General features: G+C 63.4%; 16 protein-coding genes. 7 read left to right on the top strand and 9 right to left on the bottom strand.

The features are described from left to right. Nucleotides 1-4 precede the first annotated feature (4 nt). Nucleotides 5-2,476 (bottom strand): DNA ligase D, encoded by a 2,472-nt coding sequence (gene ligD, locus BLU15_RS13130; RefSeq protein ID WP_090295824.1) that lies wholly within the window; start codon nt 2,474-2,476, stop codon nt 5-7. Nucleotides 2,477-2,609: 133 nt separating this feature from the next. On the opposite strand from ligD, the gene BLU15_RS13135 reads away from it, so the two are divergent. The 3 genes from BLU15_RS13135 (at nt 2,610) to BLU15_RS13145 (ending at nt 6,638) form a co-directional block, all read left to right on the top strand. Further along, nucleotides 2,610-3,257: a TetR/AcrR family transcriptional regulator gene (locus tag BLU15_RS13135; protein ID WP_034799643.1), complete on the top strand. Its 648-nt coding sequence runs from the start codon at nt 2,610-2,612 to the stop codon at nt 3,255-3,257. 164 nt (nt 3,258-3,421) lie between these two features. Continuing rightward, complete coding sequence (locus BLU15_RS13140) at nt 3,422-5,701, top strand: methyl-accepting chemotaxis protein (protein WP_089043793.1); 2,280 nt, start codon at nt 3,422-3,424, stop codon at nt 5,699-5,701. 127 nt (nt 5,702-5,828) lie between these two features. Further along, the gene (locus tag BLU15_RS13145) at nt 5,829-6,638 is read left to right on the top strand and encodes a phosphate/phosphite/phosphonate ABC transporter substrate-binding protein (RefSeq protein ID WP_034799769.1); all 810 of its coding nucleotides are present in this window, start codon (nt 5,829-5,831) and stop codon (nt 6,636-6,638) included. A gap of 25 nt (nt 6,639-6,663) precedes the next feature. Here BLU15_RS13145 and BLU15_RS13150 read toward each other — a convergent pair whose 3' ends face one another. Continuing rightward, on the bottom strand, nt 6,664-7,407 hold the full coding sequence (locus BLU15_RS13150; protein WP_034799642.1) for an SDR family oxidoreductase: 744 nt from the start codon (nt 7,405-7,407) through the stop codon (nt 6,664-6,666). A 97-nt stretch (nt 7,408-7,504) separates the two neighbouring features. Between BLU15_RS13150 and BLU15_RS13155 the strand changes: the two genes are divergently transcribed. Next, on the top strand, nt 7,505-8,410 hold the full coding sequence (locus BLU15_RS13155; RefSeq protein WP_090295827.1) for an AraC family transcriptional regulator: 906 nt from the start codon (nt 7,505-7,507) through the stop codon (nt 8,408-8,410). A gap of 129 nt (nt 8,411-8,539) precedes the next feature. After that, the gene (locus tag BLU15_RS13160) at nt 8,540-9,127 is read left to right on the top strand and encodes a YqaA family protein (protein WP_034799640.1); all 588 of its coding nucleotides are present in this window, start codon (nt 8,540-8,542) and stop codon (nt 9,125-9,127) included. A 16-nt stretch (nt 9,128-9,143) separates the two neighbouring features. On the opposite strand, the gene BLU15_RS13165 is transcribed toward BLU15_RS13160, so the two are convergent. The 4 genes from BLU15_RS13165 to BLU15_RS13180 all read right to left on the bottom strand — a co-directional run bounded on the left by BLU15_RS13165 (nt 9,144) and on the right by BLU15_RS13180 (nt 14,037). After that, complete coding sequence (locus tag BLU15_RS13165) at nt 9,144-10,583, bottom strand: amidohydrolase family protein (RefSeq protein WP_034799639.1); 1,440 nt, start codon at nt 10,581-10,583, stop codon at nt 9,144-9,146. Beyond that, entirely contained in the window at nt 10,576-11,682 is a 1,107-nt protein-coding gene (locus BLU15_RS13170; protein WP_034799638.1) for an amino acid ABC transporter permease, read from the bottom strand. Before BLU15_RS13170 ends, BLU15_RS13165 begins: the two co-directional genes overlap by 8 nt. Before the next feature lie 3 nt (nt 11,683-11,685). Beyond that, nucleotides 11,686-12,834, bottom strand: coding sequence for an amino acid ABC transporter permease (locus BLU15_RS13175; protein WP_090295829.1), 1,149 nt, complete (start codon nt 12,832-12,834; stop codon nt 11,686-11,688). A 171-nt stretch (nt 12,835-13,005) separates the two neighbouring features. Beyond that, on the bottom strand, nt 13,006-14,037 hold the full coding sequence (locus tag BLU15_RS13180) for an amino acid ABC transporter substrate-binding protein (protein WP_051659497.1): 1,032 nt from the start codon (nt 14,035-14,037) through the stop codon (nt 13,006-13,008). Between the two features lie 239 nt (nt 14,038-14,276). Between BLU15_RS13180 and BLU15_RS13185 the strand changes: the two genes are divergently transcribed. Beyond that, nucleotides 14,277-14,963 (top strand): GntR family transcriptional regulator, encoded by a 687-nt coding sequence (locus BLU15_RS13185; protein ID WP_034799636.1) that lies wholly within the window; start codon nt 14,277-14,279, stop codon nt 14,961-14,963. Nucleotides 14,964-15,117: 154 nt separating this feature from the next. Continuing rightward, a complete protein-coding gene (locus BLU15_RS13190; protein WP_060518168.1) occupies nt 15,118-16,707 on the top strand; it encodes an ABC transporter substrate-binding protein in 1,590 nt (529 codons plus the stop codon). A 59-nt stretch (nt 16,708-16,766) separates the two neighbouring features. Here BLU15_RS13190 and BLU15_RS13195 read toward each other — a convergent pair whose 3' ends face one another. The 3 genes from BLU15_RS13195 to BLU15_RS13205 all read right to left on the bottom strand — a co-directional run bounded on the left by BLU15_RS13195 (nt 16,767) and on the right by BLU15_RS13205 (nt 18,812). Beyond that, on the bottom strand, nt 16,767-17,441 hold the full coding sequence (locus tag BLU15_RS13195) for an HAD family hydrolase (RefSeq protein ID WP_083523538.1): 675 nt from the start codon (nt 17,439-17,441) through the stop codon (nt 16,767-16,769). Nucleotides 17,442-17,554: 113 nt separating this feature from the next. After that, nucleotides 17,555-18,226, bottom strand: coding sequence for a metallophosphoesterase family protein (locus BLU15_RS13200; protein WP_034799633.1), 672 nt, complete (start codon nt 18,224-18,226; stop codon nt 17,555-17,557). A 214-nt stretch (nt 18,227-18,440) separates the two neighbouring features. After that, nucleotides 18,441-18,812: a hypothetical protein gene (locus BLU15_RS13205; RefSeq protein WP_090295831.1), complete on the bottom strand. Its 372-nt coding sequence runs from the start codon at nt 18,810-18,812 to the stop codon at nt 18,441-18,443. Nucleotides 18,813-18,911: the final 99 nt, after the last annotated feature.

Genomic DNA, 18,911 nt, shown 5'->3' on the forward strand with positions numbered 1-18,911 from the left:
CGCATTACGTCCTCGTTTCGGACAGAAGCGGCAGATCCTTGGCAAAGTCGTCGATATCCGCCCAGGGATCGCCGAAAGTATCCAGAAGTCCAGGCAGCGAAGAATAGTTCAAATCCTCCGGAGCGTCGATAGTCTCCAGATCCGCCCACTGAAGCGGGGCCGAAGCCGGCAGATTGGTGCGTGCCCGCAGCGAATAGGGAGCGGCCGCCGTATGGCTGCGCGCATTGCGATGGAAGTCGATGAAGATGCGCTTTTTGCGGTTTTCCTTGCCCATGGTCGTGGTGAAGGTCTGGGGTGCAGTCGCCGCCAGCCGCGTCGCTATCGCGCTCGTTGCCTGGTGTGTCTTCTTCCAGTCCAGCTTCGGTTTGACCGGCACCACGACGTGGATGCCGCTGCCGCCAGACGTCTTGACGAAAGGAACGAGGTCGATTGCTTCCAGCTCGCCGCGAATATGGACCGCTGCCTCGACCACGTCGCGCCACGAGATCCCCTCGCCGGGATCAAGATCGAAGACGACGCGATCGGGCTTCTCCAAGCGCGTGCGCCGCGAACCCCAGCTATGAAGCTCGATCACGCCGAACTGAGCGAGCGCCAGATAACCCTTCGTGCCCTCGATCGAGAGGAAGGACTTGCTCTCGCCCTCGGAATTGGTCGCGTTGAAGCTGACGATGGAGGGCGGCATGCCGGTGAAGGGATGGCGCTGGAAGAAGCAATCGGCCCGCTTCCCCGTCGGGCAGCGGAAAAGCGACACCGGTCGTCCGAGGATATGCGGCAGCATGAAATCGCCGACGAGCGCATAGTAGACGGCAATGTCGAGTTTGGTCGGTCCGGATCTTCCGAACACCCGGCGGTCGGCGTTGGTCACCTGGATCGTCGCCAGGTCGGCGTCCGTGATCAGCCGCTTGCGCGGCGCCGTCGCCGGGGCCGAAAGCTCGACATCGCGAAGCCCCTTGAACACCGCATGCCGCAAGACATTGTCGGTCGTGCGGTTGGAGTAGTGGATGCGGGCGGATAGCACCGGCCGCACCCAGAGGATTTCCTTGGGCGCACCGTCCAGCGCGGTCTCACCCCCGCGCAAGGCTTGCAGCCGGGCGAGTAATTGCTTGGCTGTCGCCGCATCGAAGCCGGTGCCGACCTTGCCGCGGTAGTGCAGCTCGCCGCCCACCCACTCCCCGAGCGCCAGTGCCGCCAGCCCCTCGGCCGCCTCGGAGACGGTGTAGCCTGCGATCACGAAGTCTTCGCTTTTGAGCGCTTTGGTCTTGGTCCAGGTCTGGGTGCGTCCGCTGCGGTAGGGTGCGGAGGCACGCTTTGATACGATCCCTTCCAGCCCCAGCTCGGCGACCTGATCGTAGAGCCCGCGCCCGTCACCTTCCACATGGTCGCTGAACTGAATGGCGGAACGGCTCGATATCTGCCCTTCAAGCAGCTGCGCCAGCAGACCCTTGCGCTTTTCCAATGGAACTTCGGCGAGATTCCAGCCGTCGAGATGGAGGATGTCGAAGGCATAGAAGACGAGCTTGCCATCGGTCCCGGATGAAAGAGCCTCCTGCAACAGCGAGAAGCGGCTAATGCCCTTGTCGTCGAGAGCGACGATCTCGCCATCGATCATCGCTTCCCGACAAGGCAACTTTCGGAATGCGTCTGGCAGATCGCCGTAGCGTTTCGTCCAGTCGAGCCCGCTGCGCGTGATCAGCCGTACGGAACCATCCGAGAGATCCGCCATCGTGCGGTAGCCATCGAACTTGATTTCGTGCAGCCAAGTCTGTTCTCCCGGTGAGGCCCCGGGCGGTTTCGGGATAGGGCTGGCGAGCTGCGGCTCGATCCGCTGCGGCTTCGGACCTTTCACAGCGCCCGGCAGCGAACCAGGCTTGAGGACGGCCGGCTTCGCCGCTTTAGCCGGCTTCTTTGGCGGCTCGACCAACTCTTCGATGCGCCGCCCGCTTTTCACGCTCTCCGGGCGTGCCGTCAGAATGTCGACATCAGGATCGGCGGCTGGATCATGCTCTTTGAACAGCAGCCAGTTGCGCGTGTCGTCGTCTCCCGGTTTCGGCTTCAGCCGCGTCAGCATCCAGCCGCCATTGAGCTTCTCGCCGGCTAGACGGAACTTGAACGCGCCGGTTCTCAGGCTCTTTTCGATATCGTCCATCGGTGCCCAGACGCCGGTGTCCCAGACGATCATCGGTCCACCGCCATATTCGCCTTCCGGGATGACGCCCTCGAAGTCGATGTAGTCGAGCGGATGATCCTCGGTCTCGACAGCCAGCCGTTTGTCGGCGGGGTTGAGCGACGGCCCCCTGGGGACCGCCCAGCTTTTCAGCACGTCGCCGACCTGTAATCTGAGATCATAGTGATCGGCAGTGGCATGGTGCTTGTGCACGACGAAACGATTGCCCTCCCCGCCACTTCTTCCGGCAGGCTCCGGCGTCCGGGAAAAGTCCCGCTTCGCACGATAGGTCGTGAGTTTCGACGTCGCCATGCAGCAAAGCTAGAACGTGTTCGCAAAGGTCGCAATATCCGCCACGGCCAGGACACGCGGCACAGAAATTTCGGAAAACAATTGCTTTCTCAACTCGGCTCACCTAAAAATTCGAAGAATTTGGAAAGCCGCCATGATCGAAAAGCAGAAGCCGCCACGCTCCCGCGGCCGTCCCCAGGTCCGACCGGACGACGAGACGCGCCAGGTGATCGTCCTCGCCGCCGAACGGCAATTCTGCGACCTCGGCTACGAGGCGGCGAACATCAACGTCATAGCTCAGAATGCCGGCGTTTCCACCAAGACGCTCTATCGGCTGTTTCCCACCAAGGCCGATCTCTTCGAGCGCGTCATCTCCCTCAGGATCGCCGAGTTCGTACTGGAAGCCGATGAAGAGAACCTGGAAGATCTGGGCGTAAGGGGTGGCCTGGTGCACCTGCTTGCCGCCTACGGACATCTCGTGCTCTCGCACGACACGATCGCGATCATCCGCCTGGTGCTCGCCGAGGCAGAACGCTTTCCCGAAGTTGCTGCCACCTTCTGGGAACAGGCGATCCAGCGGACAAGTGCCACCTTGGAGCGATGGCTGAGGACGCAGGTGGCCCACGGCCGGCTCGCGGTGGCAGACCCGCGTCTGACCGCAGGCATGCTGCGCGGCATGATGGCGATGGAGCCGCAACGCGCCGTCATGATGGGTTGCCTTGGCACCATCGACGAGGCGACGATCACGGCGCGAGCAGAAAGCTGCGCCGACATTTTCCTGACAGGCGCCTTGCCGAGATAGAGCCGTCGCTCTCCACGGCAAACTTTGGCGATGTCATCCAGCTGTCATCAAGCTGTAACGTGAGACAGTATAACTCTCCGCGCGGAAGCCCTTCCGCCGGACGCATGAGGCGTCGCGACCAGCCTTCGGCATGGCCTCCTCCCCTTGCACGTCCGGTGATTGTTATGCGTTTGTCCGCGAAGCTTCCTCTCGCTGCGGCGGCTCTGGCCGCCTTTTCCATTGCTGCCACCAGTCTTGCCAGCCTGACCGTCAGCGGCAATCTCTCGTCACGCGCGGCAATCGAAAAGCTGGAGGCGCTCGCCGATGCCCGCCGCAACGAGCTACGCCATTACCTCACCACCGTGGAAAACGACCTGCGCAATCTGCAAGCACAGAAGTCCGTCGCCAAGGCGCTAACCGACCTCAATGGCGCAGCCGCCAAGTTCGGGGAAAAGACCGAAAGCGAATTGCAGCGCCGCTACCTGGCGGAAAACCCCAACGCCGAAGACAAGCGCGCCCTCTACAGCTCCGCCGGCGTCGACGACTACGACGCGCTGCATGCGCGCTATCACCCGTTCTTCCGGCGCTTCGCCGAAGCCCACGGCTATCGCGACGTGCTGCTCGCCAATCTCAGCGGCGATGTCGTATACGCCCTCAACAAGAAAGGGGATTTTGGCGTCAACCTCAAGGACGTGGCCTGGAAGGACACCGGGCTTGGCCGCGTCTTCCGGGAAACGGCCGAGGGAACGGACAAGAGCAAGCTCGCCTTTGCGTCCTACGAAGCCTATGCCCCGCTTGGCGGCAGCCCCGCTGCGTTCGTCGCCATCCCCCTGGAATCGATTGACGGCAAGATCGGCACGCTGATCCTTGAAATGCCGGATGGGCGCATCGGCGAAATCGTCGGCAACCGCACGGGCCTTGGCGAAACCGGCGAAACGATTTTGCTCGACAGTAACGGGTTCTTCCTCGCCGACAGCGCCGCCACACCCGGCAACGATATGCTGAACGCCCGGATCGTGGCCGACCAGCCGGCGGAAGACGGCATCGTCAGCAGCAGGCTTGCGGATTTCCGCGGCGAGGAAGCCCAGATGGCGGCCACCAATCTTGATGTTTTCGGCACGCGCTGGACCATTGCTGCGGTCATGACCTCGCGGGAGGCCTTTTCCGCGGTTACCGCCTTGCGCAACTGGACGCTCGCGACCGCGCTTGCCGTCCTCGCGGCTGCGCTGGCGATCTCCATCTGGTACTCGCGCCGACTGACGCACCCGATTACCGGTCTCGTCCGCGACATGAGCAGGCTCGCCGATGGCGACACGACGATCAGCGGTGTTGGCGGTACCCGCAAGGACGAGATCGGTGACATGGCCCGCTCCGTCCTTGTTTTCCGGGACGCTCTTCGCGACCGTGCCCGCCTCGAAACCGAGGCAGCGGAGACGCGAACCATGATCGAGGAGGAACGGCACGGCCGCGAGACGACCCAGGCCGAGGTATCGCGCCAGATCAACGAGGCCGTCGAAATGCTGGCCTCGGGGCTCGAACGCTTGTCCCACGGCGATCTGACGGCCCGCATCGACCGCCCCTTCGGCGCCGGCTTCGATCGCCTGCGCTCGGACTTCAACCTGTCGCTGGAGAGCCTGGCGGTCACGCTCGGTGACGTGAAGGCGAGAAGCGCCGAGATCGACGGCGAAACCGGCGAGATGCGCGACGCCATCGGCCAACTCGCCAAGCGCACCGAACATCAGGCGGCGACGCTGGAGGAAGCGACCGCGGCGCTCGGCGCAATCACCGCCACCATCGGCCGCACCGCAGAACACGCCACATCCGCAACCACGATCGCCGCCGCTGCCAAGGCGAGTTCCGATCGTTCGGGTCAGGTGGTGATGAACGCCGTCTGCGCCATGGCCCAGATCGAGAAGGGATCGGTCGCCATCTCTCAGATCATCGGCACGATCAACGATATCGCCTTCCAGACCAACCTCCTGGCGCTGAACGCAGGGGTCGAGGCGGCGCGTGCCGGCGAAGCGGGTAAGGGCTTTGCGGTCGTTGCCCATGAGGTGCGGGAACTCGCGCAGAAGTCGGCGCAGGCCGCCCGGGAGATCAAGGCGATCATCACCGCGTCGGCCGAGGAAGTGGCGAAGGGCGTTTCTCTCGTCAGGGCCGCTGGCGACGCGCTCGACGAAATCTCCGGTCAGATCCACGCGATCAACGAGCAGACGCTGCAGATCGCGGGCGACGCGCGCAACCAGGCAACCGACCTGCAGCACATCAACCAGACCATGCTGTCGCTGGACGCCGTGACCCAGCAGAACAATGCGATGGTCGAGGACAGCACCGCCATGACCCACAGGCTCTCAGGCCAGGCATCCGCCCTGTTCGATCTGGTCGAGCGCTTCCGCACGACATCCAGCGGACGTCGATCTGAAACGGCCGCGGTGGAGCGGGCTGGCCTTCGCCGCACGGCCTAGCACCGCACATCGGCGCCGCCATCCAGACGCATGGCTGCCACCGCTTTGGCGCCGCGACCACGGCCTTGACGCTTCGCCGAACGCATTTTACGCCATGGCGGGAGTGCTCATGGAGCGCGGGGAAATCATGCGGATAGCCAGCCTTGCGATGTATGTCAGCCCTCAGCCGCTCGCGGCCGCAACGGCAACGCTCTGGGCGTTCCTGCGCGACGACCTGCGGCGCGAGGGCCTGACGGATGTGCCCGACCGATTGGACGCCGTCCTCCATCATGCCGATGCCTGGCTTCATCCGGCGCTGCTGCTCGCGCAGACGTGCGGTTATCCCTACGTGCGGCATTTGCGCGGCAAGGTTCGCCTTGTCGCTACGCCGGTCTACGGGCACCCGGGCTGCGACGGGCCCGACATGTGCAGCTTCGTCATCGTGCGAGCAAACGCACCGGTCCGTTCCCTTGAAGATCTCCGGGGGACACGGGCTGCCATCAACGATCCGATCAGCAATTCCGGAACCAACCTGTTGCGCGCGGCGATCGCGCCCCGCAGCCGCAATGGCCGGTTCTTCTCCTCTGTTGCCGAAACCGGCAGCCATTTGGCAAGCATCGATGCGGTTGCATCGGACACTGCCGACGTGGCCGCCATCGACTGCGTGACCTATGGCAATACGCAACGTTTTGATCCGGAACGCGTGGCCGGTCTGCGGGTCTTGACCGCCACTGCCAGCACGCCGGGCCTGCCTCTCGTCACCCGCGGCGACGCCTCGGACGACGAGCTTTTGCTGCTGTGCAGTTCACTCGGACGGGCGATTACGGAGCCCAATTTGGCTGAGGCCCGCGCTGTGCTTTCCCTAAAAGACTTCGCGGTTCTGTCGGATGCCGATTACGAGCCTGTGGCGGAACTGGCGCGGTTCGCGCATCGTCTCGGCTACCCCGAGATCGCCTGAAGACGCGCAGTTGAGTTCAGGTACGTCAGCCTGCCTGTGCCAGCGCCACCGCATCGTCGCCGGCCGGGAAATGGAGCTGGCCGGACAAATCGTTCGCCGCTTGCCAGACGGCCTCCGCGACGTCGGCCTCGGTCGTCACCAGAGACGGTGCTGCAAATTGGGCGAAGATCGGCGCTGCGAATTCGGCATAGGCCTCGGGGATCAGGTCCTCGACCCGCATCGTCGTGTTGTGAGCAAAGCGCGTGGTTGGCGCGTAACCCGGCTCGACCAGCTTGACACGGATATCGAAGGCGGCAAGCTCGTGGGCAAGCGAACCGGTGAAGCCAGTGATCGCCGTCTTGCTGGCGGTATAGGCGGCAGCCAGCGGCATGGAAGCAAGCGTCACGCTGGAGGTGACGTTGACGACGACGCCGGACCGGCGAGCACGGAACTGCGGGATCACCGCCTGGGTCATCGCCATCACGCCGAAGGTATTGGTGTCGAAGACCTTGCGGATATGGGACATCGGCGTTGCCTCGAAGGCACCCACCACGCCGATGCCCGCATTGTTGACGAGCGCATCGATCGGACCGCTTTCCGCGATGGCGGCTGAGACGCTGTCGGGATCGGTGACATCGAGTGCCAGCAAACGAAGCCGCTTCGAATTCGGCAGAATATCGTGTCGGGGCGAGCGCATCGTGGCAATCACGCTCCAGCCTTCGGCATGAAAGCGGCGCGCAGTCTCCAGCCCGTAGCCGGAAGAGCAGCCAGTGATCAGTACGGTCTTCATAGCGGTATCCTTCGTGGTTGCGATGGAAACGGAGTACTGCGCGGACTGCGGACGTTCTACGGCTTGAAGTCCTGATTTTATTTGCTAGCATCCTGAAATGACCGATCCCCTCTCGCAGCTTATTCAGCTTCTCCGCCCACGCACAGTGTTCACCAAAGGCATCAGCGGTGCCGGCCGCTGGGCGGTTCGCTACTCCAAATTCGGTCATCCGAGCTTTTGTACCGCCATCGAGGGATCGTGCCGGCTGGCAGTCGATGGCGAGGCGCCGGTGACGCTGCAGGCGGGCGACTTCGTGTTGTTGCCTCGCACGCCCGGCTTCACCATCTCGGGCTTCGATCCGGTTCAGCCGACCTTCATCGATCCCAAGGCGGCGCCGTCACCGGTCGGCGAAGTTCGCCATGGCAGGCAGGACGGCGAACCGGACGTGCGCCTGCTCGGCGGCTATTTCGTCCTCGACTCGCCCGACGCCGGACTGCTCGTTTCGCTGCTGCCGGCATTGATGCATCTGCGCGGGATAGAACGGCTTTCGACGCTCGTCCGCATTGTGGGCGAAGAAGCACGCGACGAACGCCCGGGCCACGACCTGGTTCTCGCACGCCTTGTGGAAGTGATGCTTGTCGAGGCGCTTCGATCAATTGAAGGGGAGAGCGCGGCACCCGGCCTGTTGCGCGGGCTGGGAGATGCGCGGCTGGCGGTGGCCATTCGCCAGATCCACGCCGATCCCGCCCATCCCTGGACCGTGACGGAGCTGGCGCACGAGGCCGCACTGTCGCGCTCCGTCTTCTTCGAGCGCTTCACGCGCGCCGTCGGCGTGCCACCGATGGAGTATCTGCTCGTCTGGCGCATGGCGATCGCCAAGGACCTGCTGCGGCAACGCGAACTGGATCTTGCCGCCGTCGCCGAACATGTCGGCTACAGCTCGGCAAGCACCTTCAGCACGGCCTTCAGCCGCCATGTCGGGCAACCGCCAGGGCGCTACGCGCGCATGGCGGCTGCCCAATAATACCGGCACGGCTTCTCGTGAGAATTGTCTCAAATACAGAAGTCAGCCACATTTACACCCTGCTCTCTGGCCTATAGACGAGCCTTGGGGCCCGTAAACGGACCCCGGGCCAACAGAGAACCGCACCTCATGCTCCGACGCCTGTACGATTGGACAATGTCGCTCGCGACACGGGAAACCGCCATTGTCTGGCTTGGCATCATTGCCTTTGTCGAAAGCTCGATCTTCCCGGTTCCGGCCGATCTTCTCTTGATCCCGATGGCGCTGGCGCGCCCGGAACGGGCCTGGCGCTATGCGCTCGTGGCGACGGTCTGCTCGGTACTTGGCGGCATCGCCGGCTGGTATCTCGGCCATTATGCCTTCGACACCATCGCAAGGCCATTGCTCGAGTTCTACGGCAAGCTCGACACCTTCGAGCATCTGAAGGCCTCGGTCGACAGTGAGATGCTGGCATTGCTGCTCGTCACCTCGGGCCTGGCGCATCTGCCGCCGATCAAGGTCGTGACCATCCTTTCAGGCGCCGCCAACATCAATCTCGGCCTGTTCATCGTCTCGGCGATCATTGCCCGCGGCGCGCGATTCTTCCTGCTCGCCTGGCTGCTGCGCCGTTTCGGCGAAGAGATCCGGGATTTCCTCGAAAGGCGTCTTGGCGCGCTGGCGGGCGCGGCGGCGACAGTCCTGATCTGCCTCTTCGCCGCACACCGCTTTCTGTCCTGACGGACCGCGGCCGGAATTACCTGCGCGGCAGTGAGAGCGGCGCAAGCGTCCCCATTGCGCGACCCTTCGTGTCGTTCTCAGCCGCCTTGCGGCAAGCGTAGTCCTGCGCTTCCTGGAGCTTTGCGAGCGCGCCGTCATAATCGATCAAGGTCGGGCGGCCATCACTGACGACGCAAGTGCCGTCCACGTGGACACGCTCGATCGCCCGCTCGGCCGCGCAATGCAGGAGATTGCGCAAGGGGTCGTAGACCGGCTGCATGGCGTGGTGCCTGAGATCGACCACCAGGAAATCCGCCTTCGAGCCGACGGCGATCCGGCCGATGTCGTCCCGGCCAAGTGCCCGCGCGCCGGCGGTCGTCGCCGCCTCGAAGATGTCGCCGGTGGATACGTCGAAGACGGACTTGCCCGAGAGCCGCGCGCAGATCATCGCCTGGCGCATTTCTTCGAGCATGTTGAACGGATAGCTGTCGGTTCCGAGCGCGACGTTGACGCCGGCGCGGCGGTAGCGGCCGACCGATTCCAGTGCCATGCCGCTGCGCGAGAAGGTGACCGGGCAATGGGCGACGGTCGTCTGGCGTTCGGCGAGCAGACGCAAGTCGATCTCCGTGCGCTGTCGCGTCCAGGAATGGCTGTCGACGAAGATGCAATGACCAAGGATCAGGTCCTTGCCGAGCAGACCCAGCTTTTCAAGATATTGTACGGCCGTCAGCCCGTGCCGGCGCAAGAGTTCTTCGTGCTCGGTCATGGTCTGGGCAGCATGAATGGTGATCGGCATGCCGCGCTGACGCGCTGCCGCCACCGCATCCTGCAGCAGTTCCGGCGAGCAGGTCTCGATCTGCGACGGTGCGACGACGCCGCCAAGGCGGCCCGATGGGTGTGCATTCGCAGTATCGACGACCTCAAGCGCTCGCGCAAAGGCATCGCGCCCCCGCGCCCTGTCCCAACGGAAGTCAAGACGATGGCTGTCTTCGACGTGCCATTGCGCTTCGCGGAAACCCGGCGCGACGAAGGTGCGTGCACCACTCTTGGCAAGCGTCGGCAGCCAGCTCGCATGCGGGCCGGCAATATCGAGCAACGTGGTGACGCCACTACGCATCAGGTCGCCGACCATGACCGTCAGCGACGCCTCGATCGCATCGTCATCGATTTCCAGAAGGTTGGAGTATTCGTAGAGCGCATTGCCCCAGAGCGCTGCCGTCCCCATGTCCTCGAAGATGCCCTTGGAGATCGGCTCCTCGCCGGAATGGCAATGCACGTTGACGAAGCCCGGCAGGATCATCCGGTCGCGGCCGGAGCTTTCGCTGACGAACGGACCGTCATAGTGGCCGCCGACATGCACGAAGCCCTTCTCGTCATAGGCGACGTCGGCGTCGTTGAGATAGACATGGCCATTAAGCTTGCGGTCGAAGGCGACGAGCGTATGCGCTTTGCGGATGACGTGGATCTCTTTAGTCATGCGTGGTCCTGAAATATTGCTCAAGGAAACGGCTGTAAGCCCCCATGAGAGCGCTGAAAACGAAGTATACAACAGCCGCGAAGACATAGCCCTCCAGCACCGCGATGCCCTGCCATTGCGGGTCGCGCATGGCGGTGCGGACGGTGTCGAGGAAGTCGAGCAGACCGACGATCGTCACCAGCGTTGTATCCTGGAAGAAGCCGATGAACAGGCTGACCAAGGGCGGAATGACCTTCTTCAGCGCCTGCGGCAGCACGATTTTACGCATGATCTGCCAGTAATGCAGACCCAGCGAATGGCCGGCCTCGACCTGCCCGTTGGGAACCGCCTGCAGGCCGCCGCGCACGATCTCGGCGATATAGGCGGCGGCAAAGAGGATGATCGCCACCTGCGCCCGGACGAGCTTGTCGATGGTGATGCCATTGGGCATGAACAGGGGCAGCATGACCGTCGCCATGAACAGGATGCTGATCAGCGGCACCCCGCGCACGATCTCGATGAAGCCGACGCCGAGGACGCGGATTGCCGGAAGGCTCGATGCGCGGGCGAGCGCCAGCGCAATGCCAAGCGGGAGCGCGCAGGCAAGCCCGATGAAGGAGAGCATGAAGGAAAGCGGCAGCCCGCCCCATTGCGTCGTGGGCACGACCGTGAGGCCGAAATAGCCGCCCGCCATCAGCACATAGAGCACCGGCAGGACGACGGCGACCCAGGCGATCAGCAGTCCCCGCCCCCAGACCTTCGGCATCATCGAGACGAGGCAGGCGCCGAGAAACAGAAGCATCGCCGTCAGCGGACGCCATTGCTCTTCAAAGGGATAAAAGCCGAAAAAGATGTAGCGCATCTTCGCCGACAGGAACGGCCAGCAGGCGCCGCTGGTCGCCTTGCATTCCGCCGGCGTGCCCACAAAGGTGGCGTCGACGAAGAGCCAGCCGATTGCGAGCTTGGCGAGCGCAAAGACCGTGCCGAGGCAGAGGATGGTGATCAGCGCATTGCCGGGCGTGCCGAAATAGGCGCTGAACCAGCGGCTGCGCGATGCCGGTGGCGCTTCGCGGCTCGGCGCAAGCGTCGCATTGCTCGCGAGGGTGTCGACCTGTGTCATGGCTCAGCGCTCCCTCAGCGCGACCCGCGCATTGTACCAGTTCATCACCAGCGAGATCAGGATCGACAGGCCGAGATAGACGCCCATGAAAATGGCAATGGCTTCAATCGCCTGGCCCGTCTGGTTCATAATCGTGTTTGAGACCATCACCAGATCCGGATAGCCGATGGCGATCGCGAGCGAGCTGTTCTTGAACACGGTCAGATAGGTGTTCGTGAGCGGCGGAATGATGATGCGCAGCGCCTGCGGCAGGATCACGAGCTTCAGCGTGCGTGCCCGCGACAGGCCAAGTGCCGTCGCCGCTTCCCACTGCCCCTTGCTGACTGCCTGGATGCCAGCGCGAACGATTTCCGCGACATTGGCCGACACGCTGAGCGTCAGCCCTAGCAGAAGCGCCACGAATTCGGGGCGCAAATGATAGCCGCCGCTCAGGCGGAAGCGGCCGAGTTCCGGCACATCCCAGGTGACCGAGATGTTTGCGAAGAGGATGGTTGCGGCGAGCGGCAGCAGAAACGCGATCGTCGCGAACAGGGCAATCGGCCGCTCCTTGCCGGTTACGATGCGGCGGCGGCCGAGAATGCGCGCGGTAACGACGGCGGCAGCGACGCCGACAACAAAGGCCGTGACCAGCGCAGCGAAACCGCTCTGCCAGTGCAGCGCCGGCGTGACCAGACCGCTGTTCGACAGAAAGACGCCGGGAAGCATCTCGATCGCCTGCTTGACTGGCGGAAACACGGAGATGATCAGCGAATACCAGAGCAGAAGATAAAGCAGCAGCGGCACGTTGCGCAGCGCTTCCACATAGGCAAGCATCAGCCGCGACAACACCGGATTGTGCGACAGCCGCCCGATGCCGACCAACAGCCCGAGAACAGTGCCGAACAGGGCAGCGAGCAGCGAAACCTTGACCGTGTTGGTGATGCCGACGAGGATCGCGCGGCCGATCGTATCCGTCGGCTCATAGGTGATGGCAGATTCGGTAATGACAAATCCGGCCTGGCGCGCCAGGAAGCCGAAACCGGTCGCAATATCCTGCTTGGCAAGATTGGCGCTTGCGGTGCTGAACATCACCCAGGCGATGAGCAGCACGACGCCGACGGTGATCACTTGATAGAGATAGGCGCGAATGCGCGCGTCATAAAACAGGGGCATCGGCACCCGTCCCTTGGAGCACAATGATCTCGGGCCGGCGCGACCCAAGATCATAACTTGATCGATTTCTATCGTTTATAGTACGGCGGCATACCGCGCGCACTCTCCACGGGCCGATTAGGCACCATGTGGAGACGTGGACCCGAGCGAAACGCGCGGGCCCGTCGATTCTCAACGGAACGGCGGTGCGTAGAGCAGGCCACCTTCGCTCCAGCGCGTGTTCGGGCCACGCGTCAGGCCAAGCGCGGTCTTGGTGCCGAGGTTGCGCTCGAACACTTCGCCGTAGTTCCCGACGCCCTTGATGATGTTGTAGCCCCACTTGTTGTCGAGGTTCAGCATCTTGCCGAGTTCTTCGCTGACGCCGAGCATGCGCTGGATCTCCGGATCCTCGCTCTTGGTCATCTCGTCGACATTGGCCTGGGTGATCCCACGCTCTTCGGCAGCCATCAGCATCCAGGCAGACCAGGAGACGATGTCACGCCAGTTGGAATCGTTCTGGCGAACGGCCGGCGCCAGCGGCTCCTTTGAGATCGTTTCCGGCAGCACGACGTAATCGTCCGGGTTGTTGGCAACGGCGCGGATCGAGGCAAGGTCCGAACGGTCGGACGAGATCGCCTCGCAGCGGCCGGAGAAGAAGGCGTTGCGGTTTTCGTCCGGGCTTTCGAAGACGACCAGCTCGAACTTGCCGCCGATCGTACGGAAGAAGTCGCTGAGGTTCTGGGCGGTCGTGGTGCCCGGCAGCGTGCAGATCGCTGCGTCGGTCAGTTCCTTGGCGCTGCTGACGCCGAGCGACTTCGGCACCATCAGACCCTGGCCGTCGTAGAACACGGTCGGGCCGAAATCGAGCCCGAGTGAGGTTTCGCGCGAAAAGGTCATGGTCGTCTGGCGCGACAGCATGTCGATCTCGCCGGACTGAAGCGCCTGGAAGCGCGTATTGATGTTGGTCAGGACGAAGTCGACCTTTTCCGGATCGCCGAATACGGCAGCCGCCACGGCGCGGCAGACATCGACGTCGAAGCCTTCCATGTGACCCTTGGCATCGGCCGTCGCAAAGCCCGGCGTGCTCATCGAGACGCCGCAGATTAGCTTGCCGCGGGCCTTGACGGTTTCGAGCGTCGTCGCGGCGTTGGCAGCGGTCGCGGCCACCAGGCCGACGGCGATGCCGGCAACTGTCGCACAGAGCTGCAGAATCCTGCTGTTCATGAATTCCCTCCCATTGGCTGTTCCCTTTCAGGCCTTCTCAGGTCGCGCGGTCCTCTCCGCACGCCTCCTCCCGAACCGGCCGGCACCGGTCTTGTTTGTCGGCGCCTGCAATTGCATACGACAAGAGAATACAAACATCAACATTATTGTATACAATATTGACGACCATTTGGACGGGCGCTATCGAAGACAAGGGACATGTTCGGCCGGTCCCCGATCGGCCCGTTGGGGAGGCAACCTTGTCTGAGAAATCTAGCCGCAGCGAAGTGGTCTACAAGCTTTTGCGCCAGGCGATCCTGGAACAGGCCCTGAGGCCCGGAACGAAACTTTCCGAAGATACGATCGCCGACCATTTCAAGGTCAGCCGTACCAGCGTTCGGGCGGCCCTGGTCCGGCTCAACGCAGAAGGCATTGTCGATTTACGCGCCAATAAGGGCGCCTGCGTGGCCGAGCCGACATTGGAGGAAGCCCGCGACATCTTCGCACTGAGACGCATGCTCGAAGCCGAGGTGATCCGACGGCTCGTCGCCGATCTCGACGCCGCCGGCGTCAAGCGGCTGCAGCAGCATGTCCGGCAGGAGGAGACGGCGCTTACAGATCACGGCCCGCTTTCGATCCGGCTCGCTGGCGAGTTTCACATCCTGCTTGCCGAGCTTACGGGCTCACAGGCGCTGACGCGGTTCGTCCGCGAGATCGTCTCACGCTGTTCGCTGATCCTTGCCCGGTTCGCGCGGCTGCATTCGCCGGAATGTGCCGTCGACGAGCATGTCCAGATCATCCGCGCCCTGCAATCGCGCGACACCGCCACGGCGGAACGGATCATGCTCGAACACCTCGACGCGGTCGAGCTTCGCGCCGAACTCGACACCGACAAGACCGAGCCGGATATCTCCGCGATCCTGCAACGCTACGCCCGCAAGGGGTGACGGCGCCTCAACTATTCGGTCGAGAATACGACTTTCTTTCGCCGATCTGCGCCACCATCTGTCGCGCGGCAACACACCAGGCGCGGCATCTGCCTCCAATATCTGCAACGATACCGGTTACACCGGGTGGGTCTTGCAAGAGAGGGAGTAAGACATGCCAATTGAACTGGAATTCATGAGCAAGCAGGTTGCCGCGGGCCGGCTGTCGCGACGGGAGTTTCTCGGACGGGCCGCGGCACTCGGGATAACCGCCGCCTCGGCGAACCTGCTGCTTGGCCAAGCGGCCCGCGCCGCAGGGCCGGTCAAGGGCGGAACACTCAAGGCGGGCCTCGTCGGCGGGGAATCGACGAACAGCCTGGACCCGGCAACCTGGGCAAGTCAGGTCCCCTACACGCTCGGGCGCTGCTGGGGCGAACAGCTCGTCGAAGTCTCGCCGACGGGCGAGATCGAGTACCGGCTTGCGGAAGCCTACGAGGCGACGCCGGACGCCAAGACCTGGCGCTTCAAGATCCGCAAGGACGTGACCTTCCACAACGGCAAGGAGCTGACCCCGGCCGACGTGGTGGCGACGTTCGAGCGTCATGGCGACGCGGACTCCAAGTCTGCGGCCCTGCCCTTCGTTCAGGACTTCGAGACGATCAAAGTCGATGGCGACAGCGTGGTCATCACGCTGCGCGCGCCCAATGCCGACCTGCCCTATATCGTCAGCGATTACCACCTGATGATCCAGCCGAACGGCGGCAAGGACGACCCGACGGCGGGCATCGGCACCGGCCCCTACAAGGTCGTGTCCAACGAGCCGGGCGTCAAACATATCGCAGAGCGGCACGAAGGTTATTGGGGCTCGGCCGAGCGCGGCCATGCCGATCAGATCGAAATCGCTGTCATCAATGACTCGACCGCTCGAACCGCGGCCCTCCAGAGCGGCCAGATCCACATGATCAACCGCATCGAGCCCAAGGTGGTCGCCCTGATCAGTCGCCTTCCCGGCGTCGTCATACGGAATGTGCCGGGCAAGGGTCACTATGTCTTCATCGCCCATTGCAACACGGCGCCCTTCGACAACAACGACCTGCGCCTGGCGCTGAAATATGCCGTCGACCGCGAGGAGATGGTGGCAAAGGTGCTCGCCGGCTATGGCACCGTCGGCAACGACACGCCGATGATCAAGGGCTATCCGCTGTTCGACAACGATATCGAGCAGCGCGTCTTCGATCCGGACAAGGCGAAGTTCCACTACAAGAAATCCGGGCACAGCGGCTCGGTTCTGCTTCGGACCTCCGATGTCGCCTTTCCCGGCGCTGTCGATGCGGCACAACTCTTCCAGATGAGCGCCGCCAAATGCGGGATCACCATCGACCTGAAGCGCGAACCGGGCGACGGCTACTGGTCGGACGTCTGGAACAAGCAGCCCTTCAGCATGTCCTATTGGACCGGCCGGCCGACGCAGGACCAGGTCTATTCGATCGCCTATCTCTCCAAGGCCGAGTGGAACGATACCCGCTTCCTCCGGGAGGACTTCGACAAGCTGATATTTGCGGCGCGTGGTGAACTCGACAACGCCAAGCGCAAGGCACTCTATCATCAGGCGGCGATGATGCTGCGCGACGAAGGCGGCGTCATCGTACCGATGTTCAACAACTATATCGACGCGACCAACGACAAGGTCGGCGGTTGGATCGACGATCCGAACGGCGAACTGATGGGCGGGCACGCGCTGACGAAATGCTGGCTCAACGCCTAAACCAGCGACGCGAATGACGGGAGGTCCGCACGCGGCCTCCCGTTCTCATCGACGGGTTTTCAAGCGGTACGGCGCAGTGATACCGTGCCGTCTGTTGCGCGCTCCACCGCGATGTCGTGGTAGCGGGCAAGCGTCATGTGCGGCGTTCCCTCGGCGGCCGCATGCGCACCGGTGACGACGACGACATCGGCCCCGGCTGCGAGCCCGGCCAGAATTCCGGCCGGTGCGTCCTCGAACACCAGGCAATCCTCCGCACGCACGCCCAGCCGCTCGGCCGCCATCCGGTAGCCCTGTGGATCGGGCTTGCCGATGGAAACATCCTCACCGGTGATCATCAGTTGGGGCGTCGGAATGCCGGCGGCCGCGAGACGGCGCACGGCGAGATCCAGCGGCGCGGACGTCACGATCGCCCACCTTTCCGGCGGCAGAGAATTCAGGAAATCAACCGCACCGGGGATCTCGACAATACCTTCAACGTCGGCGATCTCGGCCAGCGCCAGGTCGTAGGCTTCCTTCTCCGGATCGATGTCCGGCAGCTCGAGATTGCGGATCGTATCGACGGCGCGCACGCCATGTACGGTTTTGGTAAACTCGACTGGGTCGAGACCATTGCGCTCCGCCCATGCGCCCCAGACACGCTCGACCACGGCCATGGAGTTCAGCAACGTGCCATCCATATCGAACAGGAGGGCAGCAAAATTCTTCGTGAAAACGGATGAAGGCGCGGCGTCCAAGGCAATCCCCTGAGATGATGAGACGGGCGGCAAAGGCTTCGCCCAGCGGAGAAGCCACACCTACTACCGGAGAGCCGCCCGCACAATGCCATTTACGCCACCGATGCCAACGCTCACTCGACGCGCCAGGCAGCCTTGCTCGCCGTCAGGAAGTCGATCGGCCCGCCCGCCTGATCGTCGTCGAAGATGGCGCAGGAGAGGATGCCGCTGAACACCGCGCCGGAATCGACATTGGTGCGGTTTCCGACCGTGCGCGGATTGGCCGTGCTCGGCGTGTGGCCATGACAAAGGTGCCGGCCCCAGTACTCGCCGGAATAGTCGTCGGGCGGCCGGATCCAGAGGAAAACCCCGTCGTCCTGCTGTTCCAGCGGCCGCGTGTCGTCGACGCCCGCATGAACGAAAATGCGAAAGCGCTCGACCAGGATCGTCGGCAGCTCCTTGATCCATTTCAGGTGCCGCCCGGGAACCGTGCCGTCATAGGAGATCAACGTCTCTCGGCCACCGTTGACCAGCCACCAGTCGACATCGCTTTCACCACTGCTGGCACCCCAAAGCATTTCCTCGTGGTTGCCCTTGAGGGTCAGCCAGGTCCAGCCGGGCTTCGTCGGACCAGCCATGATCAGTTCAATGACGGCGCGGCTGTCCGGCCCCCGGTCGATCAGGTCGCCGAGAAAGATCACCCGCCCCGTTGGCGCATAGTCTTCGATTTCATCCAGCAGCGCGCGCAGCTGGTCGAGGCAGCCGTGAATATCGCCGACGGCGAACGTCAGATGCCGGACGGCCATGCATTCACTCTCCAAATTCCGATAGCGGGCGCCGGCCGGTTCGAGGCCGAAAATATCGCCAGATCAAGGCGCTATAACATGCCTTTTGCGGAAAGGATGCAAGATGCGGCGGCCGCGACGCGGACCCGTGCGACAATTAAGAATGAGGGCCGCCGTGTAAGGAGCCACGGGCGAGATGCCCGCACTTGGGAGCCACTATTGTGCCGTCCTGATGTCAGCGTCGGGAATGGCCTTTGGCGATGGTCGAGCTGGCGATCGACACCGGGTCGCTTGCCGGAAAAGTATCCTCGAGCCCTTCGTCGAGTTGCTCTTCCATCGCATCGCGATCATGCGCCCGGCGCGCGTTCGGCAGGGTGCCGCGACGCACCCCTGCCTGGTCGCCGGCGGCCGCGACCGTTTCGTCGGCCGCAATGGCCGCATGCAGAATTTCCTTTGCCTTCGCGATCGCGTTCAGCCGGTTAAGGGATCCGGCCTTGTCCTGGGGACACATCACTGTCACCACCTCATCGCCGTCGCCTATGAATTCGACGGTGAACCCTGAGCGACCGGCTCTTTCGGCAGTGACCTGCTGGCCGACGATGCGCATCGGACCTCTCCTTCCTTGGGCTGTCCCGAAGGGCCGAGGCCGCGTTGGCCGCCTCGGCCGTGGCCGGAACGAAATCGGGGTGTGTTTTCAAGGAAGCGT

This window comes from Ensifer sp. YR511 (assembly GCF_900103045.1).
GTDB classification, from domain to species: domain Bacteria; phylum Pseudomonadota; class Alphaproteobacteria; order Rhizobiales; family Rhizobiaceae; genus Ensifer; species Ensifer adhaerens.